Below are 22665 nucleotides of genomic sequence, written 5' to 3'. Positions count from 1 at the left end.
TGATACCATAGAAGGTATGAACCTGCTTCAGGAATGCTCATGAAACCGACCCTTAATCAGTTGATTAACTTCTGCACTGTTGCTGAAACCGGAAACATCGGCAAAGCCGCCAGTAAACTCAATATTTCGCAGCCTCCCTTAAGCCGGCAAATAGCCCAGCTGGAAACCATCCTCGGTGCAAAGCTATTTAAGCGGGCCGCTAAAGGTGTCAGTTTAACCCTTGCCGGAGAGCAATTTTTGGTGGACTGCCGCGCGGTGCTGGTAATGCTTGAGCAGGCCTGTAATAACGTACGGGCAGTAGAATCAGGGCAGAAAGGTGTTCTGAATTTAGGTGCAACAATGTATGCCAGCTATAGCGTTGTGCCTCATGTTGCCATGCAGCACCGGGATACCTATTCTGATGTGGAATTGCATTTTCAGGAGATGGTCCCCTCTGATTTAAATGCCGCATTACAGGATGGTCGATTAGACGCGGCAATCAGCTTCTCCGAGACGGCCACTCCGGGGATTCATTCACTGGTGCTCTTGCGTGAGCCGCTAATCGCCGCGCTTCCTGCCAATCACCCCCAGGTTCAAAGCGAGCATTTCAGGCTTGAATCACTCTGTGATGACCCATTCATCACTGTTCCGCGCCAGAGCGCACCGATGCTCTATGATTCCATCCTTCATCAGTGCCTCAAGGCCGGATTTAGCCCGCAAATAGGGCTGGAAGCCTCCGTGCAGCAGTCTGTGATGAATTTTGTGGCCCATGGCGTTGGTGTGGCGCTTATTCCCGCAAGTATGGAGAATGCCCAATTGCGTGGTGTGGTTTACCGGAGGCTGGAAAATCCGAATATGGTGGAGAATATGCTGATGTGGTCGACAAAGAACAAAAACCCGGCTTTACCGGGTTTTGTGAACCTGTGCCGCAGTATCAGGGATAAACTGGATGCAGCACAGGCCGGACGGATTACCAATTAACTTTTACTGATGATGATTTCGATCACGTTAGGTTTGCCACTCGCCAGTGCGGCCTCAACTGCCGGGGCGATATCCCCGGCACGGAGAACTTTTCTGGTTTCCAGCCCCATCGATGCACCCAGTGCCTGATAATCAACTGCCGGATTAACCAAATCCATTGCGATAAAGCGTTCTGTTTGCGCCGAAGTATAATCTGCCTGTGAACGCATGAAGTTTTTCAATACGTTATATTCCGTGTTATTCATTACAATAAAGGTCACCGGCAGTTTTTCATGTGCGGCCGTCCAGAGAGCCTGGGGGGAGTACATCGCAGCGCCGTCTCCCACAAAGCACACCACAGGCGCTTTTCCCAAACCGAGAGAATAGCCCACAGCTGCTGGCATCCCCCACCCCAGACCACCGCCACGTAAAAAGGCATATTGATCCGCGCGGCGACTGTTGAGTGATTTGCGAAGCGAGCCGCTGGTTGCAATCGCCTCGTCAACAATTGCCACATCTGGTCCGATCGCCCTTGCTGCCTCAAACGCAGCCACGAGTGGCGTAATTACCGTAGCAGATTGTTGTTCCTTAACCTCCCCCAGCAGACTTTCTTTAATCAATTCAAACTCATGAACCGCGCTTTCAAAACGACGTTGATAATCACCGCGATGGTTTGCCGTGGCTTTTTCCAGTTCGGGCAGTAGCACCATTAACGATGATTTAATATCGCCAACCACTGAGAGTTCACTACTGTAGGTGCGTCCCAGGTCGCCCGCATCGGCTGATAACTGGAACACTTTACACTGGTCCGGTACCGCCTGACCTTCTGTATAAAGAATGGTGATAAGCGACTTACCGCCAAGTGCAAAAATAGCATCGTACTGGCTTAATGCTCTGTTAATTTCCGTCGCTTTAGTGGACAGGTTGCCCCGCCAGAGGGGGTGTGCTGTTGGGTAGGGGATCCGGTTTGGCCATGTTGAACCGTACACGTCAGCGGCAAGCATCTCAGCAAGAGCAACAACCTCGCTGGCCGCTTCACTTTGGTAAATTTCGTCACCGGCAATCAGTGCGACCTTACCCGGAGTAAATGCCGCCAGCTTACTTGCCAGCAAAGGTAACGAACCCGCGACTGCATTGCGGTCAATAGTGGAAGGCGCCCCGATCCCGATAGAACTCATCGCCTCCATCACATCCATCGGAAGCGACAGGAAAACGGAGCCTTTCGGTGCAGCGTCAGAATCGTGGAAAGCCCGGCGAACTAATACCGGTAGCTGGTCAACGTGGGTAACCTCCTGTGACCATTTAGCGAACGTTTTGCCCATACCGACCAGATCACCCAACAATAATGGATCGGTTGTCGTGTGGCGTAAATCCTGCTGCCCCGCTGTCACCACGAGTGGTGTCTGTGAACATTTTGCATTCAACAGGTTTCCCATGCCGTGGCCTAAACCACCGGCGGTATGCAGATTCAGAAATCCTGTTTTTTTTGCTGCCTGTGCATAACCGTCCGCCATGGCTACTGCACTCGCTTCCTGCAGAGCTAACACGTACTGAATTGACGGTTTTCTTAACAGCGCATCCATGAAGGGCAGTTCGGTTGTACCTGGATTACCAAACACATATTCCACCCCTTCACTTTCCAGAACCTCTAACAATACATCACCGCCACGGCGTGCATTGGCGTTCTGGACTTTAGTTATTGCGTTACTCATAGAATGATCACCTGTATCTGCGTATTAGTTCGCCCTGTCTGGCGGGTGATTCAATCTTAATAACAGGTATGACATTCTTTCCAATACTATAATGATGCTCAGTCATACCTTTTTAGGTATGGAGGTAGTCCGCTTTCCGTTGGGAAATGTAAAGTGTTCTGCGCCGAAGAGCTGGCTCCACGCCCCGTCAGCACAGTGCCAGAAACGGACATTGCAGTGAGCAACGTGTTGCTTTATCCATCCAGCCAGTGAATGTATTGTAATACGCAATAGAATCAGCGGCTCTGGACTAACTGACTCCATGACAGCTTTACTCCTTCATAAATATCACGGGCCAGGTCATGATTCCCTGGTATGCCATCGTTCCGTTGCTGAACAACTGAGCAACGAGCAAATTCGTCTCCTGTGCCACCGCCACAATGGCGTAGGCTCTGACGGTCTGCTGATCGACGGTGGCGTTGCCCGCCTTGGTTAATTTGCTCGAGGCGTTGAGTTATCCATTGAAGATTCAAGGATCGCGAGTAAGATCCTTGAATCATTTCCGCCGATCCTCAGACTTTAAATTACTTAGTGAACACAGGAATATAAATGATTGATGACATCCGTTACCTGATTGTTTTTGCAAAAATTGTAGAGGCTGGATCAATTTCAGGTGGTGCAGAAGCTTTAGGGCTTACTACCGCGACGGCAAGCACACATCTATCTAAGCTTGAGCGAAATCTGGGAAGTGCTTTGCTATACAGGAATACCCGAAAACTATCCCTGACTCACGATGGCGCAAGTTTGCTCGAGACCGCAAACTCTATGTTAGAACTCTATGAAAAGGGATTTATCGAGTTTAAGCAGCGTTCTATTTCAACAACCAATAAGCTGCATATTTCTCTCCCTGCAGTGTTTATAAATAGTGAATTCACTCGCCATCTTGCAGATTTCATAAAGGAGTACCCGGACGTTTGCCTGAATATTTCTTATAGCGACACGCGTAAAGATATCATTGCCGATAGTATTGATGTTGCATTTCGAATTGGCGAACTGCCGGACAGCTCACTCAAAGCGCGGCATCTTTTTGTATTGCCTCGCCGCGTTGTTGCGTCAAAGAAATTCCTAAGCAATTACCCACCTGTCAACCATCCTGATGACTTAGAAAAAATGCCCTGGATTGGCCTGAGTATGCGACAGGACAATCGAGAGTTCAGGCACAAAAATGGAGAGGTAGCTTTAATCAAGTACACGCCAACGGTTTACGTTGATAATGTCGAAGCTGCCTACACTCTTGCAAAACAACAGGTTGGGCTAGCGGCTCCCCCTTGCTATCTCAGCCAGGAGGATATTACGCGCGAAGAAATGCAGGAGGTTCTCCCCGACTGGTCATTAGAGCCACTAAAAGTTTATGCAATTTGGCCTTCCAATATATCGACCAGCAGTATCGCCTACACATTAATCAATAAAATTTACCACTCTTTTGAATCGCATAAATTATGATTAATTTGAAAAATACATTAATTCCTGGAAATCAAATACAACCAGTCGTTAACATCGCCGTTCATTGGGAAAAGAGCATGTAGCTGGCAGTAACAATCAGCAATCCGCCCATCAAGAAATTAAAAGTACGGATGCGCTGGGTGCTGTTAAGTAATATCGAAACTTTATTCCCAAGAACGGCCCACGCAGCCAATGAGAAATAACACACCAGGAAATAAATAATGATGAAGACCGTCAGCGGAGTATTGTTTGAGGGTTCAGAAAACAATACCACCCCGGATGCGCAGGCGATCCAGGCTTTGGGGTTGAGCCATTGAAGTAAAAGACCTTGTACGAAACCAGGGGTCTCTGCTTTTGTTAATGATAACTCAGGTCGGGATGACGCTATCTTATAACCCAGGTATATTATAAACGCCGAACCGGCAACGTTGAGGTATTTGAAGAAGAGTGGATACTTCTCAATGATCGCATAGAAGCCAAAACCGACGAATATAAGTAATAGAGTAAATCCTATTGTCGCACCAGAGACAAATGGGAGCGTTTTTCTAAATCCATGACTCGCCCCTGATGATATAATGACCATATTGACTGGGCCAGGCGAAATTGACATGGTAAGGGAGAACATAAACATTGCAAAAATTAAGATCATTTTCTCTCCGCATTCTTATAGATGCATAATCTAATACAGCTGTTTTTTATTGCCCGACGGCATTCCTGTTACCCCGTAGACTATAGAAAAAAGATGGCCAGATTAAGCGGGTTTTCTGTAAAGCTGTATTTGATTTTTTCACATAATCGTTTCAATAAATCATCCAGAAACTTAATTAACTCATTATTATTTGCGCGTTTCGTAGGTTCAGTCTGCAACAATGACGCTTCAACTATCATGCGATGAATACGGCATAACGCGGATAGCCGGCCTTCCGCCTCCTCCCCCTGCCCGCCTCATGGCAGACTGCTCGTTAGCTCCTGACGCTTCCGGGCGCTGGGTTCAGGGTTATGGCAGCGTCAGCCGATCTTTTATTTCATCAAACAGGGCAATTAAATGATCGGCGACCACTCTCACTCGCCGCGAGTTGGCTAAGTCGGAATGCATCACCAGCCATAGGGTTTGATCGACGCCGATCTGCGCATTCACGCACTGCAGGCCGTTTTTCTTCGCCATAAAGTGCGGCAACACGCCAAGGCCTATGCCGGCTGACACAGCCGCCAGCTGTGCCACCAGCGTGTTTGCTTCCATCCGGCACGGCCTGCCGCGAAGCGTCCGCGTCACCCAGCGTGCAGCGGGCAGATGCTGATGAGATTCCGGCCACCCGATATACTGCGCGTGACTGAGCGCCGAGTCAGCGGGCCCTTCAGCGCACGTTTTTAGATAGCCGGCTGCGCCGTATAAGCCAAATCCCACGCTCCCGAGACGCTTCAGCGTCAGATTTCCGCTATCGGGCTTGACCATCCTGATTGCTAAGTCGGCGTCCCGTCGATGCAGATTGACGGATTGCACGCCGCTGAGCACTTCCACCCGCAGGTCGGGATGCTTTTCCATCAACGCGTTGAATGAAGGCAATATAAAATGCGCGGCCAGATTATCCGACGTAGCCAGCCGGACATGGCCGGCAACGTGCCCCTGCTGCCTCGCCATCTCGCCAAATGCCAGTCCTGCATACTCAAGCGCCTCGGCGTGTTCCAGCAGAGCCTCGCCATCATCCGTTAACCGGTAGCCGCTCTGATGTCGACTGAAAAGAGGGACAGCCAGCGACTTCTCAAGCCGGTCCAGCCTTCTTGAGAGGGTGGCAATGCCCATATCCATGCTTTCTGCCGCGCCGCTTAGCGTACCCGCGCGGGCGACAGCCAGAAAAACACGCGTATCGTCCCAGTTAAAATCTGCTTTCATCTTTTTCCGTTTATGGAAAACGGCTCTCCGTTTTCAGGGCTGTTTTATCACTTATCTCAGGATGATACTGCACGCCACGCCACGAGATGGCAACGAGGAACGACGCAGAAATCCGATCGCATCGGCTAAACCAATTCTTTTCTCCAATTTTTCCAGGGATATACATTAAATGAACGACAGCGTTTTACAGGTAAACCCGGTGCCCACGCGCGCATGGCTGGCGGTAACCGCACTTGGGATCAGCGCATTTACGATTGTGACCAGCGAACTGGCGCCCGTTGGCATGCTCAGCGCGCTGGCGAAAGATTTACAGCAGACGGAAGCGGGAGCGGGCCTTGCCGTTACCGCCTACGGCTGGGTGGCCGCGCTTGCCGCTTTGCTGGCCGGTGCGATCCCTCCCCGGTTTTCACGCAAGGCGCTGCTGATTGCGCTAATGCTGATTCTGGCGCTCTCCTGCCTGGCGGCGACGCAGTCACACACCATGCCGACGTTTATGACGGCACGGATGACAGGAGCAGTCGCACACGGCGCTTTCTGGGCATTAATTGGCACCGTGGCCATACAGCTGGTTCCGGCCGATAGGCTGGGGCTGGCCACTTCAGTCATTTTTTCCGGCGTTTCAGCGGCCAGCGTACTGGGTGTTCCGCTATCGAGTTTTATTGCCAACATGGCCGGATGGCGGCTGGCATTTACCGCGATAGCCCTGCTCTCATTGGCTACCGCCGTGGCGTTACTCTGGACGCTTCCCGCGCTGGCGTCACCGCAGCCGCTGAGGCTGAGGACTTACGTCGGGATATTTAAAAATCCACTGCTGCTTTCACTCTTCGGCGCCACCGCCTGCATTATTTCCGCCCACTTTGCCGCCTTCACATATCTTGAGCCCTTGCTGACTCAGACCCACGGGATACCGACGGCAACCATTTCAGTTCTGCTGCTTATTTCAGGACTCGCCGGACTACTGGGGAATCTCATTGCCGGCAAACTTATCGATCGACATATCAAGATCCTGATTATGACCTCACTGCTGCTAAGCGCAGGCGCGCTGGGTATGCTGGGCATGAAGAGCGGATCATCGCTTCCGATCGGGTTCACCGGTACGCTGCTTGCAATCTGGGGAGCAGGAATAGCCATCGTATTTGTTGGCTTACAAACCTGGTTGCTACGTAGCGCGGGAAATACGGCGCAGCCCGCATCAGCCGTCTACGTCGCTATTTTCAATGCCGCAATCGGTACGGGCGCGCTTGTCGGAGGCCTGGTGTCGACGAGAGTTGGCCTTCAGACAATGGCGTTACTGGCAGCGGCCGTCATGGTCTGCAGTATGGCACTGATTTGGATGCTGAAAAGCCCGGCAAGGCTGAGGTAATGCTCAAGCGGCGCCCCCTTTTTTAGAAGGGCATAATCGACAAATAAAAAGATAAAGGGGCCTCCTGGCAGGCGTTATATTTGCCACAGGAGGTCCGCTGTGTGCCAAATGCGGATAATGAGTGCGGCCGGGCCGTTTTATTTTTTTCCGGGTTGACGATAAATGTCTGGTCGATTGATCTGCCAGACAAAATCTTGTCGGTTCAACGGGAGATACCCCAGTTTCTGGTATAGCCAGGGGGCGCTGTCGGTGACCAGCATTATCCGTCGCAGGTGTGACATCAACGGATGGGCTTGGCAGCATTCAATCAGCCAACGACCAAGGCCACTCTTCTGATAATCGTTCAGCACGTAGACGTCGCACAAATAACCAAAAGTGGCATAGTCTGTGACCAGACGGGCGAAGCCGATTTGTCTTGTGCCATCCAGAAGCGCAAAACAAAGGCTGTTCTGGACGGATATCCTGACCGTTTCAGCATCAATGCCGGGCGCCCAGGACGATTGCGAGAGGTAATCGTGAATGGCTTCCAGCTGGAAAAAAGCAGGATCGGTTGTGACAGTAAATTGGTCTTTGGTAAAACTCAGATGCTGATTATCCACTGAACGTATCCTTCTGTACTTACTTGTGATGAGGCAAGTCATACTGGTGAGGGCTGGTTTCTATATTGGGCCACACTCAGGATGCTTTTTCATGTACCGTCATGATGAAAACCAGTGGGCTTTCCCCCTGGTTTTCATAGAAATGAGGAAGGTCCGTTCTGGCCGTTGCCGAACACCCCGTCTTCACCAGATACAGATGGTCCTGTACGCCCAGAGTGAGCGTGCCCGTCTGAACATAAAACAGTTCAAGCGTCCCTTCAGGGTGACCGGGGGAAGCAAACTTTTCCCCCGGCTGCATTTCCCACATCCAGAGCTCGGTCATATCAGGGCCACCCGACCCTGCGAGCAACCTTGCTCTCCCGCCTTTTTCCCCTTCCCATAGTTCTGGGATTTCATCTTCAGCAATGAGATGCACGGTCGGTTTGGCGCTGACATCCACAAAATCAGCCACCGAAACGCCCATCGCGGCAGCCAGGCGGCATAACAGGGCAATGCTGGGATTCGCACGGCATCCCTCAATCTCAACCAGCGCTCCCTTGCTGACGCCCGCCCGACGGGAGAGTTCATCGAGGGATATTTTCTTTTGCTTACGATACAGCTTAATCCGCTGAGATACGGCTTCATTCACGGTGCTGACGATAGAGTTCGCATCGGTCATTATATTGACTTTTTTGGTCATTGGTCATTATCATGGGATAAATTGGTCATTACAGGATTATCACGTGCTAACAGTATCTCCGTCAATTGCCCCTGAAATTTATCGTATTGCTCCAGGTTTTCGCGCACTCAGTATCTCCGTAAAAGCTGCGCCAGTGCTTAACCCCGATATTGGAGAAACGGCGCTGCGGGAAGCATGTGAAGCAGTTCTGGCCGGTGAGCCTGAATGGGCGGAATCTCATCTCGCCGCATGGGCCGACGTTTTTCCAAAGTTTGGCGCAAAACCTAAACGCACCCCTTGCTCAGCTGATGCGTTACGTAAGCGCGTATTGCGTGACGGAACGATGCCAGCGCTCGATCCCATTGTTGATCTTTATAATGCCGTTAGTCTCCGCTACGCCGTTCCGGTTGGTGGAGAGAATATCTCGGCCTATCAGGGGTCGCCGCGTCTGGCGGTGGCAAAAGGAACAGAGCCTTTTGATACCGTCAAAGAGGGTGAGACCGCCGTTGAATATCCTTCACAAGGCGAGGTTATCTGGTGTGATGATATCGGCGTGACCTGCCGTCGCTGGAACTGGCGACAGGGGATCAGAACCCGTTTAGGCGTGGAAGCTCAGCAAATGTGGTTCATTCTGGAGAGTCTGCCGCAGATGCCGCTGGAGACGCTCCACGAAGCCGGGAAGATGCTGACCGACGGCCTTGAAAAAATGATGCCCGGTCTGTGGTTTGAAGTTGCTCTCATCGAAGAACAACATCAGTAAAATCATTGAGGAGCAACGCTTATGTTTACCGGCCTGCCCGCGTTTCCATGAACCCCAGTCACCACCGGCGGCGTGGCTGAAAAGGGCTGTAGCCATATTCTTTCCCCCCTTACTGAAGCGCGGGTTGATTCTATGGGCATCCCGGGGGCAACCGGAAGCTACACCTGTCTGACCCGGGATCAGCGCGTGCGCACAGCTACTCTGGCAAAACAGCATGCCGGGATCGTGGTCTGGTAGTAATCAAAAGGCCATTCTTCACGGCATAACCGTCCGAATGCACTCACGGGTTTTAACATGCTCACCGCCAGGGAAAATAAAATCCGCCTCATCAGACAGCCCTCAATCGATGAGAACTTATTCGCTTAGCCCTCCCCTTTTATTTTTCATTTAACCCTGGTTCTTTCTGCTGTTGCGCATAGACGACCAACCTCAGGTGTCGGTCTTCATCAACGGTCAACGAGGTAAATTCATACGCTATCGATTTACCGTCTACCCGCAAATGGCTAACGCCGCTGCATTGCGCATGAACCTGCTGTTGTCGCCACCAGATGTTGAATTCAGGCGAAACCTGTTCCAGCTCATCCACTAGCCCGGTAATGTCTTTACTCTGGCTGGCACGGGTGAAATCGCGGCGAAAGCTCGACAGCATCAGCGGAGCCTGTTCATCCCAGTCCACCATCCGTTGGCGAAGTGCCGCGTCGGTAAACAGCATCCAGAGCAGATTGCGCCGCTCCACTGGGTGGTTGCCGAAACGGAAAAGCGCATCCGCAGGGGCATTAAAACCCAGCACGTCCCAGCGCAGGTTAAGCACGAAAGCAGGATGCGGCAGGTCGTGCATCAGGCGGCGCACGAGTGACGGAAGCACGCACCAGGTTTTTCCTGGTTCAGCGGGAGGTCGCTCATGAGCGAGCATAAACAGGTGGCGACGTTCAGCCGCATCAAGTTTCAGCACTCTGGACAAATTATCCAGAAAGATGGCCGACACCCCAATATCGCGCCCCTGCTCCAGCCACGTGTACCAGGTTAAGCCCACGCCGGCGAGTGCAGCGACCTCTTCCCGTCGAAGCCCCGGCGTCCGGCGACGGTTCCCGCTGGGGAGCCCTACCTCGGCAGGCGACAGGCGTTCCCGATGCGCCTTAAGGAAAGCCGCCAGGTCGGGGCGTGTTCGATTCAGTGTGCGCATGGGTTATCTCGTTGCTTTTAGTAATAGCATAATGTGTTAAATTGTAATGGTTTAATGATAAAGAGAGAATCGTCGCATATTCTTCTAAACATGGATATGCAATATGAATTCAAACCTTTGTTTAACGCACTCTCCTCAACGCATCGCCAGTAGAACGCCGCCCTGGGCCGGGCTGTCAGTCTTGCTGCTGGCGGGTTTCGTCACCATTTTTGATCTGTTTGTGGTAAATATTGCCATCCCCACTATTCAGAGCGGGCTGGGCGCAAGTTTTGCGCAGATTGGTTTTATTGTCGCAGGTTACGAGCTCGCCTTTGGCGTTTTATTAATTACCGGCGGGCGTCTGGGGGACCGGTTTGGCCGCCGTCGAATGTTCATCATCGGTATGGCCGGCTTTACGCTCGCTTCGGCGTTTTGTGGGCTGGCAGCCAGCCCGGGTTATCTTATCTGCGCCCGGGTTTTGCAGGGACTGGCAGCCGCACTGTTGTTCCCTCAGGTCTATGCATCCATCCGCGTTAATTTTGATGACAACGACAGGCGCAAAGCCTTTGGCCTGCTGGGGATGATCCTGGGGCTGGCCGCCATTGCCGGGCAAGTTCTCGGCGGATGGATGGTTCATGCGGACCTTTTCGGCCTTGGCTGGCGTAGCATTTTCCTTATCAACGTGCCGGTGGGAGTGCTCGCCATTATTACGGCGCGATGGATCCCAGAGTCCTGCGCCCCGCACCGGCCCCGACTGGACTGGGCGGGAATGGCGCTGGTCAGTATGGGACTTGCGCTGCTGTTGATTCCGTTGATAGAAGGCCCCGAACAGGGCTGGCCTCTGTGGAGTCTTTGCTCACCGCTGGTGGCGCTTGCCCTGCTCGGTCTTTTTTACCGGCAGCAGGAAAGTCGCCGGATCGCGGGTCTTTGGCCGCTGGTCGATATGCGCCTGATGGCCCAGCCTCGCTTCGCGTCAGGGGCGCTGCTGGTGCTGCTGGTCTACTCAACATCCAGCTCATTTTTTCTCTGTTTTGCCTTGCTGATGCAAACCGGCCTCGGTCTGAATCCGTTCCTGGCGGGAGCTATTTTTGCCCCCTGTAGCGCAGGGTTTGTGCTGGCATCGCTTGCCGCGCCGAAACTGGTGGCCAGGTGGGGAACCTCTGCCCTTGTGGTCAGTGCGCTGATTTATGCCGTCTTCATCGCCGTGTTCATTGCAGAGGTTAAGATGGCGGGCGCTGAACTGGAACCCATCCGTTTGATCCCAGCGCTCATCATGGTCGGTGCCGGTCAGGGGTTAATCATGACGCCATTGCTAAACCTGGTGCTGGGTTTCGTGGATGAATCAACGTCAGGTATGGCATCCGGCATTGTCTCAACCGTCCAGCAGGTTGGTGCAGCGCTGGGTGTTGCCGTCGTCGGCATTCTGTTTAAGGCGGCACTTTCAGGGACGCACGCAGCGCCCGACGCCGGGCTCTATGCCTCTGCCTTTGTGGCTGGCATGCTCTACAACCTTGGCGCAGCCGTGCTGATATGGCTGTTGCTGCTGAGGCTGTCAAAAACGCAGCGGACGCCCCGTTAATATTCTTCGGTCATGCGTTTTAAATAATGAAGAGCGCGGGTAGCGATGTTGAAAACCTTTGCCAGCGCTCAACAATATGCGCGGTAGCTGCCCAAAGCAGCCGTCAGCCTGACGATTGTTCGAGGCTCGCTGGACGAAAAAAAACCCGCAGAGATATAGCGGGCTGATTCAATAGTGCAAAATCCATTTAATGCAAACAACATCACAATAACCGGGCGTTATTATATGACTTCCGTCACAAAAACACGCCTCCCTGTTTGGGGGGGAGAGGTTACTGAACGGCAAAAGCCTTATCTTTCGCCAGCAAGAACGGCCGCAGATACGCCACCGTATTCGCCAGCGGGATCACCTCATCCGCAATATTAATATGAAGCACATTACGGATGTACTCGCGGCGAGCGGAGATACGTGCCCACAGTTCAGGATAAGACGCCTGGATTTTTTTCTGCAGCGCGGCATCGGCTAACGCGACGCTCTCTTCTGCGCTGACTCCGGTATAGCCCGCTACAGAGGGAATAATATCGATCTGCATAATCATCCCACTCTTCAGCGTTTCCTCTGAATGACGGTAGACGGGAGAGGACATCCACTCCTCATCCGCGCTGAGGTGGCCCGGATTGAGGTGCCAGCCGTATTGTGCTTTCGGCAGAACTGACTCAACCAGATCGTACAATTCGCCGCCAGGCATCCCTGTTTTGATGTTTTCCAGCCAGCTGACGACTGCCGCAAAATACGGTTTTGCCACCCGATCCAGATAATCTTTCTGATTTTCAGGGAGCTCGCTCTCGTCTGCTATCACGAAGCCGGTGCGGCTGGATAGCCCGCCCTTAAAGCCGGTGGTCAGTGAAAGAGGATTGCCGCGTTCCACTTTTTTATATGTCGGGTAGAAGTTCGCTTTTTCAAAACGTTGACCGGCTGCTGCAATTGTCACAACGGTTTGATACTGCCCTTCTGCGGCCAGCAGCGCACCGAGTTCGGTTTCACGAATACCCGGTGCTACCGCGTTCATGGCATCCAGAATAGAGTTGGAAGCCAGATTTGCGCCGTACTCATAGTGGGCAATTTCGTTTTCATTATTTGTGCTTCGGGCGCCTTTATCACCGCGAATAAACAGATGGGCGGCATTTTCGAGGACCACGTTTGGAGCGATGCTGTTTTTAACAGCCTCAACGATAAAATAAGGCAGGTCGAAATAGGCTTTATTATCGGCCAGGGTAGAGGTGAACATTTTCCAGCCGACCAGGCCAACTTTAGAGCGGGTGTGCAAGCCCGACTCAATGAACAGCGCTTCAAGCGACTTTTCGTTATCCATTGGCTGGTTAGGCAGAGAGAAATACGGGCAATGCTTCAGGGTAACCGGGATACGGCAATAGTTTGCCATTTTCAGGTTCTCATTTCCCAGAATAACCGTTGCGCTACCTGATTTGTCGAGGATCAGCAGGCCTTCCTCAAACCGAGGAACAAACCCGGTCAGGTACTCAAAGTTACCCCCGTGCTCTTTATCCGCATAGATAACGAGCGCATCGAAACCCTCCTCATTCATTCTCGCCAGTACTTTATTTTTTCGTTCGAGCACAGTTGCATCGCTTAAAAATACAGGGGAGACATCGGTGAATTTGCGCGGGGGTTCGACAGTTTGCAGCTGGATATCTTTAGAGTACATAATTTACCTCGCAATCAAGTAGCGGTCAGAATCAGTTCGACGTCGCTTTCCTGCAACGCCTGAATAAAACTGTCATCAGGACGTATATCCGTAATAAGACAATCGATCAGAGACAGGTCACACACCTTGAAAAAGCCTGTGGTATTAATTTTGCTGTTATCTGCCAGGGCGATGACCCGAGTTCCCTGCATGACCATCTGCCTTTTCACCAGGCCTTCTTCTTCGGTATGAATGAAAACGCCTTTGTCAGAAATGGCGAAAATTCCCAGCAAAACATAGTCAACGTGATATTCAGCTAATTTCTGAATGGTTTCACTGCCGAACAAAAAGAGCTGCTCTTTGTGCAGTTTCCCTGGCAAAATCTTCACATCGGCTGTTGCATTTTTAGCCAGCCGGTTGGCATTGGTTAAAGAGTTAGTTATTGCCAGTATGTGCTTATCAGCAAGTTTAGGGATAACGGCTTCGACCGTGGTCGACGCATCAAAAATGACGCTGGCGTTATCCTGGATTAACTCAGCTGCTTTTTTAGCAATCTGTTCTTTAACCGGGTTAAGGGTTCCCGAGCGCTGGCTGTAATCAAAAATCAGGGCATCACGGCTGTTGATCACCGCCCCGCCATGAGTCCGCTTGATGACATTGTCCTGTTCGAGCCTAATCAGGTCACGCCTGATGGTGTCTTTAGACACCCCCATTCGCGAGACAAGTGTTTCTATCGAGACACTTTTGTTCTCCTGAATGATTTTTTTAATTCTGTTTAAACGATCTTCAATGAACATAGTGAACTCCTCGATGCAAACAGCCTGGCACGAAATGCATTACTTTGCAATGTCTATATCAAAACAGCATCACAAAATGCAAAACAATGCTTTGTGATGCAAAAAGTCGCGATTCCCCCCAGTCATGACCTGATGCTACGCGCCGTAGCGACAGCCGGCGCGGGTATTATGTTGCCGTTATCCAATATGTGACTATCATCTTTCCCTTAAGCTTTTATCGTCTCTAAAAGGATTGTCCGCCGCTATGCCCGTTAATTTCGATCTCAACGATCTTTACGCCTTCCGGACGCTGGTTGAATACGGTAACTTTCGGCGTGCCGCGGAGTCCATCTGCCTGTCACAATCGGCATTGAGCCGCAGAATAGAGAAGCTGGAATCCGCGCTGGGCATTAAATTATTCGACAGAACGACCCGCCGCGTCACCCTGACGCTTTATGGGCAAACCTTTGCCGAGCGTTCGGATCAGCTGCTGGCAAACGTTGAGCTGGTATTAGCGGATATCGACAAGGTCAGCCAGGACCGCGTGGGGCTGGTCACCGTCGCTACGGTGCCCTCGGCGGCCTACTATTTCATGCCTGACATTATTCGCCGCTTCCAGACCCGCTATCCACGGGTACGCGTCAAGCTTATCGATAGCAGCGCAGGAAACGTCATTGAAGCGGTTGCCAGCGGCCAGGCCGACTTCGGCATCTCTTTTGAGATGAGCATGCAGCCCAATATCGAATTTTTACCGCTGGTGAGGGACCCCTACGTGGCCGCCTGCCGACGAGACCACCCTCTCGCCGGTAAAAAAAGCCTGACCTGGCACGAGTTTTATCAGCAGGATTATGTCGGGCTCGATAAGACTTCCGGCAACCGCAATCTGCTCGACAAGATGCTGGAACACATCATTCCACAGCGTCCCAGCATTTGTGAAACCCGCCACGTGACGACCATGCTGGGTATGGTTGAAGCGGGAATCGGCATTGCCGCCGTTCCCGCGATGTCGTTGCCGACGATAGCGCATTCGGTGCTTACCCACCTGCCGCTGACGGAGCCGCAGGTGATGCGCACGGTGGGACTGATCAGGCGCCGCGGACGCATGCAGTCCTACGTCGCCGCCGAGCTGGAAAAACTGCTTACTGAACTCTATCGCGCGGTTTAAGCGGTTGCTCTGCCTTCACGCTTCTCATACCGGTGGTTCGAATGACGCTTTGCGCCTCGGCGGAAGAGAGGAAATCCAGCAGCGCTTTACCCTCCCGGCGATGATCGGCATTGGCGGTTACCGCGCCGGCAAAGCGCGTAATGTACTGCAGGTTTTCCGGCAGCTCGCCAATAAAGGTCACGCCCGGGACGGGAAGCAGCTCACTGACCTGCTGGAACCCGAGCGTATAGGTTCCTTTTGCCACCTCGGATGCCACAGGAATGCGCTCAATCATGTGCGCCTTCTCTTTTACCTGCTCTTCGATACCCAGTTTTTTGAAAAGCTGGCTGCTGACATAGCGGCCGCTGGCGCTATCAGAATACGCAATGGATTTAGCATGCAGGAGCGTATCGCGCAGCTCCGCCGTCGTTTTAAACCTGGGTTGAGGAGCGCCTTGCTTGACCACCATGCCAATCGACGAGTCGGCGAGCTCCACGCGCGAACCACGCTGTAGCCAGTTCTCTTTTTGCAGATTTTCCAGCGCCTCGCCCACCATGATCACCACATCGGCGCGTTCGCCGCGCGCCAGCCGCGCGGGAATGGCCTGAGGTGTTTTACCCATTGAGGGGCCGGACACCAAAATGATGCTATCGCCGCTGGCTGCTTCAAATTGTGGGGCCAGTTTCTCCAGCGCGGCTTTGAAGCCGCCTGAGATCATGACGGTGACGTCTTTTGCCAGCACCTGGGGGCTGACAACAGCAAGCACCAGCGCGACAGGGAGTAAAGGATTCATTTTTTTCATTATCTGCCCTCTGGTTAACCTGCTGCTTGCAGCGATAGCGCGCTGCGGCGATAGAGATAAAGCGTCGCCAGCAAGGCGCATACGGCCGCAAAGCTCATCCAATAGCCGGGAGAGGCCTTATCGCCGGTGAACTCAATCAACGCGGTAGAAATAACCGGCGTAAATCCGCCAAAAACAGCGGTTGCCAGGCTGTAAGCCAGCGAGAAACCGGCAACCCGCACCTCCACAGGCATAATCTCGGTCAACGCCGGGATCATCGCGCCATTGTAAAGGCCGTAGAGGAAGGAGAGCCACAGCAGCACCGCCAGCATCATGGAAAAGCTGGGGGCATTCGCCAGCAGGCTAAGCGCAGGATACGTGGAGACCAGGGCCAGCAAGGCCATGCTAATCAGGACCGGCTTGCGGCCAAAACGGTCGGACAGCGCGCCGCCTACCGGCAGCCACAGGAAGTTAGAAATCGCAACCAGCAACGTCACCAGCAGGCTGTCAGAAGCGCTGAGCATCAGTACCTTCTTACCGAAGGTCGGCGCATATACGGTAATCAAATAGAATGCGGTGGTGGTCATGGCAACCATCAGCATGCCGGCGATAACCACCTGCCAGTTAGCCAACAGGGTTTTAAACACCTCGCGCATTGCCAGATGGTGACGGCGGCTGGTGAACTCCTCGGTCTCTTCCAGCCTGCGGCGCAGGAAAAAGATGAAAGGCACAATCAGGCAGCCGAACAGGAAAGGCAAACGCCATCCCCATTCACGTATGGCGCTTTCTTCCATGACGGCATTAAGCGCAAAGCCCATGGCTGCTGCCACCATAATGGCCACCTGCTGGCTGCCGGATTGCCAGCTGGTGAAGAAGCCTTTGCGCCCAGGGGTGGCTATTTCAGCCAGATAAACCGACACGCCGCCCAGCTCTGCGCCCGCTGAAAAACCCTGTAATAAACGACCCGCCAGCACCAGCAGCGGCGCCCAGAGTCCAGTCGTTTGATAGGAGGGGATGAGGACAATCAGGAAGGTGCCCGCGGCCATGATGGACAGCGTCACGATCAGCCCTTTACGTCGGCCAACTTTATCAATATAGGCGCCCAGTACGATGGCGCCGACAGGACGCATCAAAAAGCCCGCGCCAAAGACCGCGAAAGTCATCATCAGCGAGGCAAATTCGCTGCTGGCAGGAAAGAAGGTATGCGCGATGTAGGTGGCATAAAATCCGAACAGGAAAAAATCAAATTGCTCCAGAAAATTGCCAGAGGTTACGCGCAATATCGCGCTGGCTCTGCCCCAGGCCGTCATGCTTGCGTGAGAGGAATGCATCTTAATCTCCAGTTTGTTATTGACGCTTTCACCGCGCCTGTTGCAGCAGACTGGCTCAGTAAAATAAAGTAAATAAGCGCAATAAACTCATGGACTGATGCGTTTGTCGCATGAATCAGGTTTAACATTTAGTTACGACAAGCTGTAACGGGCCATTAACAAAATTAACCTGTAGCGCCGTGCTCCCTGCAGGCTAAAAACTTTATGCATTTTTTGTGACCGGGTTCATGTAAGGTGTAAGCGCATAAAATAGCGGAATTTGACGCAGCAAGGCGCGTTTGGGTCCTCTCAGGGCGCGCAGGAGAAAAGCATTTCCCCTGCTTCTGCATGACCTGCATCGCCGGTCGCGGCCGCGAATATTATTTGAAACAGTCTGAGATCTTGCGAATAAACAGGAGAGCACGTGCGGGCAGCAATGAAGGAAAAAATCATCACCACCTGTGATGCAAAAATCGTGGCTAAGGGCAGTAACGTGGGGCTTTCATTCTATGCCTTTTTTGCCAATAAAAATGATGACCCTGAGCTGCTGATGGAGGTTGCGCACTGGTGGATCATGGAGATGAAGCTGGATCATTTTGAAAAGGCAGAAAAGATAAAAGCCCTCGTTTTAGATATGTGATGAACAGACCGGCCTGCTGCGCACGTGTATTAGCTCACGGCTGAGGCCGGTCAGCCTCGGCTCTGACGGTTCCATTCTTCTCTGGTTATTTCCCATAATTCGGAGTCCAGCTCTCCCTCTATATACTGTTTCTTACCGGTTTGAATCAGGCGCATTCCGTCATTCAGCGATATTTTTTTGGAGGCGTCATTTCCGCTGGCCTTCGGCGCTCGCAGGACTTCCCGGTTTAGAGAGTTAAACCAGAAATCCGTCACGATACGGCAGGCTTCGGTCATATAGCCTTTGCGCCGCCACTCAGGCACCAGCCAGAACCCGCGATTGTTGTCCTGCTCATCCGAGAGGCATATATGCCCAATCATCACCGACGGATCTTCCCTGCGCCTGATTGTCCAGTACCAGGCCGTTCCTCGCTCCGAGGCAGGCAGCGCAATCTGGTTGACATAACGGCTGGCGCCGTCCTGCGGAAAAGGCCACGGAAAGCCGGCGGCAAGATAACGAACAATCTCCCATTGCGGAAATATTTGCTGAATCTGCAGGGCATCTTCGGCCTGAAGCGGTGGAAGATAAAGACGTGAAGTTTCCAGCATTGGCGTTTTCATATGTCATCCATAAACGATTAAATAGAGGCTCAACGATCAATAGCATCATGCCCGTTACTGAGAGATTTTCACTCTCTTTTTGCTCTCTTTTTGCTTTTTAACCGACTCTCTCCCCCGTCATTCACCGTGCACTTTTATTCCGACGGCGTCAGATATTCCTCAGAGGCCGTTTTTACGCGGGAAGCGGATATTTCAACATTGCTACCCGTTGGGTTAAGTTATAGCACTGCGTCTTAGTGATGACTGACCACGGGAGCGGGAAAGGTGAAAATTGACTGGCATAGCACATTGCTCACACGTACGACCGTTGTTGATAAAGAGTATAAGAATACGCAAAACGTCCGCCGCTTTATGCTCAAGGAGTGTGGGGAGGACTTTCGGTTTGACCGTGAATTCATGGCATGGATCCGTAACGATGTCGCCAAAAGTTTGGGTGACGTTGTCGATGAGTGGAAGCGCAGGCAGCAACGCCAGAAAGAGAGTGCCCGCGTCCGCTGACAGATTTGTGGCTCTCCGACGCCGCGTCCGGCCGCAAGCGATAGCGCTTACCTTTTCCTCCGCGGCCCGGGGGGATAATCAGAATGGGTGAAAATCGCGATAAGCCTGAACGCGAGCCGCGTCAAATAAATCAGCCCGCGCGACCCGGCTTTACTCTGGCGCCTGCTTTTGCAGCCTGTCGACCCGCACGACGGGCGGCGTCATTTTGGTATCCAGGCTACCGTTGATGCTAACCAGATGGTCAGGCTTCACTTCTTGATCGGTAAAAACAGCGGCCGGAATTATCGCAGTAATTTCTCCCGTTTTATCCCGCAGAATATAGCGGTCATCGCCCTGACGTTCGATAAGATTACCGCGCAGCGAGATAGTGGCGCCATCATGCATAGTTTTCGCATGCTCCACGGTCATTATCCTGGCGTCCTCCATGCCGCGATACCCGTCATCCAGCTTATGCGGCGGCGGCGGCGCCGCGTTACCGTTAAACCCGCCCTTCTCATCCGCATGTGCGTTCAGCGTTGCTAATAAAGAGATAATTAAAATCGGTATTATTTTCATCACGCCCCCGATAAATTTATGATGGCCTGCTCGCCCACCGCCCTGATGACTGGAGACTGCGATACGCGTGCGGTACTCTCCCCACCGGCTGCGGCTGATAAAGCCGCCGTATTATACTGAGACGACGAAATAGCCCCTTCGAGGATTATCTCTTAGCGTCAACCCCGGGCGTTTGCGAGCGCAGAATATACTGTTCTGTAATATCAGGGATATGGTGCAGCAGCCAATCCGCCATTCCTCGCTCCTCGGCAAGAATCCTCTGCAGCTCGGGAATAGAGTGGGCATCATCGGCCTTTTCCGCTGCCGTTATCAAAGAGGTATAGCAGGCTATTTCGAACTGCTCGAAAACGTAGCTACTAATAACGCCTTTAACAATTTCGTCTTCCGGAAACATGCCGCCAATAGATTGTCCTAAGGCCGCAATTTTGCTCATTGAATCCTTTAATACCGAGCGGGAGATTTGATTACGCGAAATAATCCCATCAAGCAGCGTAATTTGTTGGCGAGTTTCATAAAGATGCTGTTCAATACGCGTACCTAATTCCGGATAATTATTGACGCGTTTCGCCATTGATTTAAGCATCGACTCAGCCTGTTTTTCCATAGCGTGAGCATCCCGCAGCCAGTCGTGATAATTCTCAACGTCGGTCATAAAAACCTCTTAATGCTGTAGGGGTTATTGCTGGAATAAAATTAAACGGCCTGCTGGGCATCCTGATTAATATGGCTAAGGGCCAGATCGGTTAATTTCATATCGGTCGTTTTTTCCTCCTCCAGGGTTGCGGCAAGCAATTTTCCGGCGGCGTTATATCCCAGCTGTTTTGCCAGCGTACACAGCGTGCCGTAGGCAGCAATTTCATAATGCTCCACTTTTTGTGCCGCGGCGATCAGCGCGACGTCACGCACTTCATTTTTGTCGGTACTCTCAATAACCTCTTTGGCCTCTTCTATCAGCCCCTCCATCGCCATACATTTAATCCTTTTAACTTTGATATTACTATTTTCTTCCAGCAGCTTATCAATGCGCTCGACGTGGCCGTGGGTTTCATCGAGGTGCTGGCTGAAGGCGGTTTTTAGCTCGTCGCAGCTCGCTTCCCGTGCCAGCTTACCGAGCGCGCGAGTTAATTGTTTTTCGGCGCTGTAGGTATCCGATAACAAATGAATAAATACGTCTTCAATGCTTTGAATTTTCATGGGGTAACCTTGTAAATAAACGATGCGGGTCGGCTGACCCGCACGGACTATTGATATTCTGAACGCGGTACAATAGGGTCCTTTACGGCTTAGCTGCCGTCAGATTTACGGCCGCCGCCGTGGCTATTTTGCCCGCCTTTCTTACCGGCTTCGGAAGCACGCTCTGGGTCATTTTTAAAATTCCCCCCGCTTTGCTGGCCGCCTTTGCGACCGGCTTCAGATGCTTTATCCCGATCTTCTGCAAAATTACCTGAACCGCCTCTGTGCTCTGTCATAATTTTATCTCCAGATGATTACTTAATAATGATTCAGACCTGCAAATCATCGCCTTCGAGATTTAAGGCTAGGACACTGAGCGCGAGAGTCAAATTATTAATAATTTAACACCAGACATAATAAAATATTTAAAGAAAAATAACGCAGCGGCAGAAAAAATATTTTTAAGCCAAGTAGCTATTAAGACTATAAAATAAACGAGACGGCCAGTGCCAGGCGCAAAAATATTTATGCTGAGGATTGCCCTTTGTAAAGAAATGCCGGGAATGTAAATATAACGAAAAAAGACCCTGCGCGTAGAACCAGCGCAAAAAAAATTCCGCCCTCCCCGCTACGCTTTGCCGTGTGTATGACCGCCGCCCGCTTCAGCGATACCCGATAACCGATACCCGCCATCTCAATCGACGCCCGTGCAGCGTTCGTCGCGAAGGCCTGCGTCACGCATAAAATATTGCCTCGCGATACACAATCTCATAGGCGATCCCCTGCCGTTAGCGATAAAATCGATCAACGCTTATACACCGGAATGACCCCATGAAATATACTGAATCTCCCCGGCTAATCATCCGATCTTTTCAGGATAATGACGCCGAGGATATGTTCGAATATTTGTCAAACCCGCGCGTAGCCTGTTTTATGGATCAAAAACTTCACTCCCTTGAGGAGGCAGTTCGCGAAATTACGCGCCGGCAAAAAGAGGAACACGACTATGCCATCAGCCTGAAGGAAACCGGTGCGCTGATTGGCGAGCTTTTTGCGGATAACAGCCGGGAACCGGCCCCTGATACATACGGCGTGGGTTGGCTGCTGAATAAAAAATATGAAGGTATGGGGTTCGCCCGCGAAGCGGCACAGGCGTTTTTCGACTACCTGTTTAATCATAAAAACGCCCGAAGAATATATGCCTATGTCGCTGATTATAATGAACCTTCACAAAATATTTGCCGTCACCTCGGTATGCGCCTCGAAGGATGTTTTAAGGAGCACGTCTCTTTTATCACGGACAATGAAGCCGTGGTCTACGAAAATACGCTGGTGTTTGCCGTCCTCGCCAAAGAGTGGCGCGATAAATAGTTTGAGCTGATTCTAAAAACTCCCTGCCACC

At 51.9% G+C, this 22665-nt stretch carries 24 protein-coding genes and 1 pseudogene; 10 read left to right on the top strand and 15 right to left on the bottom strand.

Going from position 1 to position 22665, the window contains the following annotated elements:
- Window positions 1-39 precede the first annotated feature (39 nt).
- Window positions 40-960: a LysR family transcriptional regulator gene (locus HCK03_RS12790; protein WP_041145686.1), complete on the top strand. Its 921-nt coding sequence runs from the start codon at window positions 40-42 to the stop codon at window positions 958-960.
- Here HCK03_RS12790 and HCK03_RS12785 read toward each other — a convergent pair.
- Window positions 957-2651 (bottom strand): thiamine pyrophosphate-binding protein, encoded by a 1695-nt coding sequence (locus tag HCK03_RS12785; RefSeq protein ID WP_123552271.1) that lies wholly within the window; start codon window positions 2649-2651, stop codon window positions 957-959. The two genes, HCK03_RS12790 and HCK03_RS12785, sit on opposite strands and share 4 nt — an antisense overlap.
- A gap of 301 nt (window positions 2652-2952) precedes the next feature.
- Between HCK03_RS12785 and HCK03_RS12780 the strand changes: the two are divergent.
- Together HCK03_RS12780 and HCK03_RS12775 are read left to right on the top strand one after the other, a co-directional pair.
- A pseudogene (locus HCK03_RS12780) lies at window positions 2953-3108 on the top strand (diaminopimelate epimerase); the annotation flags it as partial.
- Window positions 3109-3239: 131 nt separating this feature from the next.
- Window positions 3240-4133 (top strand): LysR family transcriptional regulator, encoded by an 894-nt coding sequence (locus HCK03_RS12775; protein ID WP_167691680.1) that lies wholly within the window; start codon window positions 3240-3242, stop codon window positions 4131-4133.
- 61 nt (window positions 4134-4194) lie between these two features.
- On the opposite strand, the gene HCK03_RS12770 is transcribed toward HCK03_RS12775, so the two are convergent.
- Together HCK03_RS12770 and HCK03_RS12765 are read right to left on the bottom strand one after the other, a co-directional pair.
- The gene (locus HCK03_RS12770; RefSeq protein WP_167691679.1) at window positions 4195-4782 is read right to left on the bottom strand and encodes a LysE family translocator; all 588 of its coding nucleotides are present in this window, start codon (window positions 4780-4782) and stop codon (window positions 4195-4197) included.
- 348 nt (window positions 4783-5130) lie between these two features.
- Window positions 5131-6024 carry a LysR family transcriptional regulator gene (locus HCK03_RS12765; protein WP_167691678.1) on the bottom strand — a complete coding sequence of 298 codons (894 nt, stop codon included), beginning with the start codon at window positions 6022-6024 and terminating at the stop codon, window positions 5131-5133.
- 169 nt (window positions 6025-6193) lie between these two features.
- Here HCK03_RS12765 and HCK03_RS12760 point away from each other — a divergent pair, with 169 nt between their 5' ends.
- Entirely contained in the window at window positions 6194-7387 is a 1194-nt protein-coding gene (locus HCK03_RS12760; protein ID WP_167691677.1) for an MFS transporter, read from the top strand.
- Between the two features lie 137 nt (window positions 7388-7524).
- Here the strand turns inward: HCK03_RS12760 and HCK03_RS12755 are convergent, their stop codons facing one another.
- Both HCK03_RS12755 and HCK03_RS12750 read right to left on the bottom strand, forming a co-directional pair.
- Window positions 7525-7986 (bottom strand): GNAT family N-acetyltransferase, encoded by a 462-nt coding sequence (locus tag HCK03_RS12755; protein ID WP_115192635.1) that lies wholly within the window; start codon window positions 7984-7986, stop codon window positions 7525-7527.
- 76 nt (window positions 7987-8062) lie between these two features.
- A complete protein-coding gene (locus tag HCK03_RS12750; RefSeq protein WP_167691676.1) occupies window positions 8063-8665 on the bottom strand; it encodes a helix-turn-helix domain-containing protein in 603 nt (200 codons plus the stop codon).
- Between the two features lie 43 nt (window positions 8666-8708).
- On the opposite strand from HCK03_RS12750, the gene HCK03_RS12745 reads away from it, so the two are divergent.
- A complete protein-coding gene (locus HCK03_RS12745) occupies window positions 8709-9404 on the top strand; it encodes a B3/B4 domain-containing protein (protein ID WP_123552267.1) in 696 nt (231 codons plus the stop codon).
- Window positions 9405-9780: 376 nt separating this feature from the next.
- On the opposite strand, the gene HCK03_RS12735 is transcribed toward HCK03_RS12745, so the two are convergent.
- Window positions 9781-10587 (bottom strand): helix-turn-helix transcriptional regulator, encoded by an 807-nt coding sequence (locus tag HCK03_RS12735; RefSeq protein ID WP_041145694.1) that lies wholly within the window; start codon window positions 10585-10587, stop codon window positions 9781-9783.
- A gap of 103 nt (window positions 10588-10690) precedes the next feature.
- Between HCK03_RS12735 and HCK03_RS12730 the strand changes: the two genes are divergently transcribed.
- On the top strand, window positions 10691-12145 hold the full coding sequence (locus HCK03_RS12730) for an MFS transporter (protein WP_167691675.1): 1455 nt from the start codon (window positions 10691-10693) through the stop codon (window positions 12143-12145).
- A 271-nt stretch (window positions 12146-12416) separates the two neighbouring features.
- Here HCK03_RS12730 and HCK03_RS12725 read toward each other — a convergent pair whose 3' ends face one another.
- The gene (locus tag HCK03_RS12725) at window positions 12417-13808 is read right to left on the bottom strand and encodes a M24 family metallopeptidase (RefSeq protein ID WP_167691674.1); all 1392 of its coding nucleotides are present in this window, start codon (window positions 13806-13808) and stop codon (window positions 12417-12419) included.
- Window positions 13809-13822: 14 nt separating this feature from the next.
- A complete protein-coding gene (locus HCK03_RS12720) occupies window positions 13823-14584 on the bottom strand; it encodes a DeoR/GlpR family DNA-binding transcription regulator (RefSeq protein ID WP_115192630.1) in 762 nt (253 codons plus the stop codon).
- 244 nt (window positions 14585-14828) lie between these two features.
- Here HCK03_RS12720 and HCK03_RS12715 point away from each other — a divergent pair, with 244 nt between their 5' ends.
- Complete coding sequence (locus HCK03_RS12715; protein ID WP_167691673.1) at window positions 14829-15728, top strand: L-proline-binding transcription factor PsrA; 900 nt, start codon at window positions 14829-14831, stop codon at window positions 15726-15728.
- On the opposite strand, the gene HCK03_RS12710 is transcribed toward HCK03_RS12715, so the two are convergent.
- Together HCK03_RS12710 and tcuC are read right to left on the bottom strand one after the other, a co-directional pair.
- Window positions 15703-16509, bottom strand: a complete 807-nt coding sequence (locus tag HCK03_RS12710) for a substrate-binding domain-containing protein (protein WP_115192628.1) — start codon at window positions 16507-16509, stop codon at window positions 15703-15705. The genes HCK03_RS12715 and HCK03_RS12710 overlap by 26 nt on opposite strands.
- Before the next feature lie 14 nt (window positions 16510-16523).
- Entirely contained in the window at window positions 16524-17819 is a 1296-nt protein-coding gene (gene tcuC, locus HCK03_RS12705) for an MFS transporter (protein ID WP_167691672.1), read from the bottom strand.
- A 403-nt stretch (window positions 17820-18222) separates the two neighbouring features.
- Between tcuC and HCK03_RS12700 the strand changes: the two genes are divergently transcribed.
- Window positions 18223-18438 (top strand): DUF6500 family protein, encoded by a 216-nt coding sequence (locus tag HCK03_RS12700; protein ID WP_041145701.1) that lies wholly within the window; start codon window positions 18223-18225, stop codon window positions 18436-18438.
- Between the two features lie 50 nt (window positions 18439-18488).
- Here the strand turns inward: HCK03_RS12700 and HCK03_RS12695 are convergent, their stop codons facing one another.
- Window positions 18489-19037: a GNAT family N-acetyltransferase gene (locus HCK03_RS12695; RefSeq protein ID WP_148249986.1), complete on the bottom strand. Its 549-nt coding sequence runs from the start codon at window positions 19035-19037 to the stop codon at window positions 18489-18491.
- A 264-nt stretch (window positions 19038-19301) separates the two neighbouring features.
- On the opposite strand from HCK03_RS12695, the gene HCK03_RS12690 reads away from it, so the two are divergent.
- Window positions 19302-19535: a DUF6434 domain-containing protein gene (locus HCK03_RS12690; protein WP_041145703.1), complete on the top strand. Its 234-nt coding sequence runs from the start codon at window positions 19302-19304 to the stop codon at window positions 19533-19535.
- Between the two features lie 150 nt (window positions 19536-19685).
- Here HCK03_RS12690 and HCK03_RS12685 read toward each other — a convergent pair whose 3' ends face one another.
- The 4 genes from HCK03_RS12685 to HCK03_RS12670 form a co-directional block, all read right to left on the bottom strand.
- A complete protein-coding gene (locus tag HCK03_RS12685) occupies window positions 19686-20090 on the bottom strand; it encodes a YdeI family stress tolerance OB fold protein (protein WP_041145704.1) in 405 nt (134 codons plus the stop codon).
- Between the two features lie 145 nt (window positions 20091-20235).
- Window positions 20236-20742 (bottom strand): ferritin-like domain-containing protein, encoded by a 507-nt coding sequence (locus HCK03_RS12680; protein WP_167691671.1) that lies wholly within the window; start codon window positions 20740-20742, stop codon window positions 20236-20238.
- A 41-nt stretch (window positions 20743-20783) separates the two neighbouring features.
- A complete protein-coding gene (locus HCK03_RS12675) occupies window positions 20784-21284 on the bottom strand; it encodes a YciE/YciF ferroxidase family protein (RefSeq protein WP_115192620.1) in 501 nt (166 codons plus the stop codon).
- 89 nt (window positions 21285-21373) lie between these two features.
- Window positions 21374-21559, bottom strand: a complete 186-nt coding sequence (locus HCK03_RS12670; RefSeq protein WP_167691670.1) for a con-10 family general stress protein — start codon at window positions 21557-21559, stop codon at window positions 21374-21376.
- Window positions 21560-22094: 535 nt separating this feature from the next.
- Between HCK03_RS12670 and HCK03_RS12665 the strand changes: the two genes are divergently transcribed.
- Entirely contained in the window at window positions 22095-22634 is a 540-nt protein-coding gene (locus tag HCK03_RS12665; RefSeq protein WP_167691669.1) for a GNAT family N-acetyltransferase, read from the top strand.
- The last annotated feature ends 31 nt before the right edge of the window (window positions 22635-22665 follow it).

Source organism: Klebsiella terrigena (assembly GCF_012029655.1).
Taxonomy (GTDB): domain Bacteria; phylum Pseudomonadota; class Gammaproteobacteria; order Enterobacterales; family Enterobacteriaceae; genus Klebsiella; species Klebsiella terrigena.
Note: the sequence above shows the minus strand (reverse complement) of the source record. Positions and strands in the feature narration are given on the sequence as shown.

Coding starts and splice junctions, on each gene's coding strand:
- HCK03_RS12695 (WP_148249986.1), bottom strand. CDS start 19,037: ATGAAAACGCCAATGCTGGAAACTTCACGTCTTTATCTTCCACCGCTT.
- HCK03_RS12670 (WP_167691670.1), bottom strand. CDS start 21,559: ATGACAGAGCACAGAGGCGGTTCAGGTAATTTTGCAGAAGATCGGGAT.
- HCK03_RS12680 (WP_167691671.1), bottom strand. CDS start 20,742: ATGACCGACGTTGAGAATTATCACGACTGGCTGCGGGATGCTCACGCT.
- HCK03_RS12750 (WP_167691676.1), bottom strand. CDS start 8,665: ATGACCAAAAAAGTCAATATAATGACCGATGCGAACTCTATCGTCAGC.
- HCK03_RS12785 (WP_123552271.1), bottom strand. CDS start 2,651: ATGAGTAACGCAATAACTAAAGTCCAGAACGCCAATGCACGCCGTGGC.
- HCK03_RS12715 (WP_167691673.1), top strand. CDS start 14,829: ATGCCCGTTAATTTCGATCTCAACGATCTTTACGCCTTCCGGACGCTG.
- HCK03_RS12710 (WP_115192628.1), bottom strand. CDS start 16,509: ATGAAAAAAATGAATCCTTTACTCCCTGTCGCGCTGGTGCTTGCTGTT.
- HCK03_RS12760 (WP_167691677.1), top strand. CDS start 6,194: ATGAACGACAGCGTTTTACAGGTAAACCCGGTGCCCACGCGCGCATGG.
- HCK03_RS12730 (WP_167691675.1), top strand. CDS start 10,691: ATGAATTCAAACCTTTGTTTAACGCACTCTCCTCAACGCATCGCCAGT.
- HCK03_RS12765 (WP_167691678.1), bottom strand. CDS start 6,024: ATGAAAGCAGATTTTAACTGGGACGATACGCGTGTTTTTCTGGCTGTC.
- HCK03_RS12735 (WP_041145694.1), bottom strand. CDS start 10,587: ATGCGCACACTGAATCGAACACGCCCCGACCTGGCGGCTTTCCTTAAG.
- HCK03_RS12685 (WP_041145704.1), bottom strand. CDS start 20,090: ATGAAAATAATACCGATTTTAATTATCTCTTTATTAGCAACGCTGAAC.
- HCK03_RS12725 (WP_167691674.1), bottom strand. CDS start 13,808: ATGTACTCTAAAGATATCCAGCTGCAAACTGTCGAACCCCCGCGCAAA.
- HCK03_RS12790 (WP_041145686.1), top strand. CDS start 40: ATGAAACCGACCCTTAATCAGTTGATTAACTTCTGCACTGTTGCTGAA.
- HCK03_RS12720 (WP_115192630.1), bottom strand. CDS start 14,584: ATGTTCATTGAAGATCGTTTAAACAGAATTAAAAAAATCATTCAGGAG.
- HCK03_RS12775 (WP_167691680.1), top strand. CDS start 3,240: ATGATTGATGACATCCGTTACCTGATTGTTTTTGCAAAAATTGTAGAG.
- HCK03_RS12770 (WP_167691679.1), bottom strand. CDS start 4,782: ATGATCTTAATTTTTGCAATGTTTATGTTCTCCCTTACCATGTCAATT.
- HCK03_RS12665 (WP_167691669.1), top strand. CDS start 22,095: ATGAAATATACTGAATCTCCCCGGCTAATCATCCGATCTTTTCAGGAT.
- tcuC (WP_167691672.1), bottom strand. CDS start 17,819: ATGCATTCCTCTCACGCAAGCATGACGGCCTGGGGCAGAGCCAGCGCG.
- HCK03_RS12675 (WP_115192620.1), bottom strand. CDS start 21,284: ATGAAAATTCAAAGCATTGAAGACGTATTTATTCATTTGTTATCGGAT.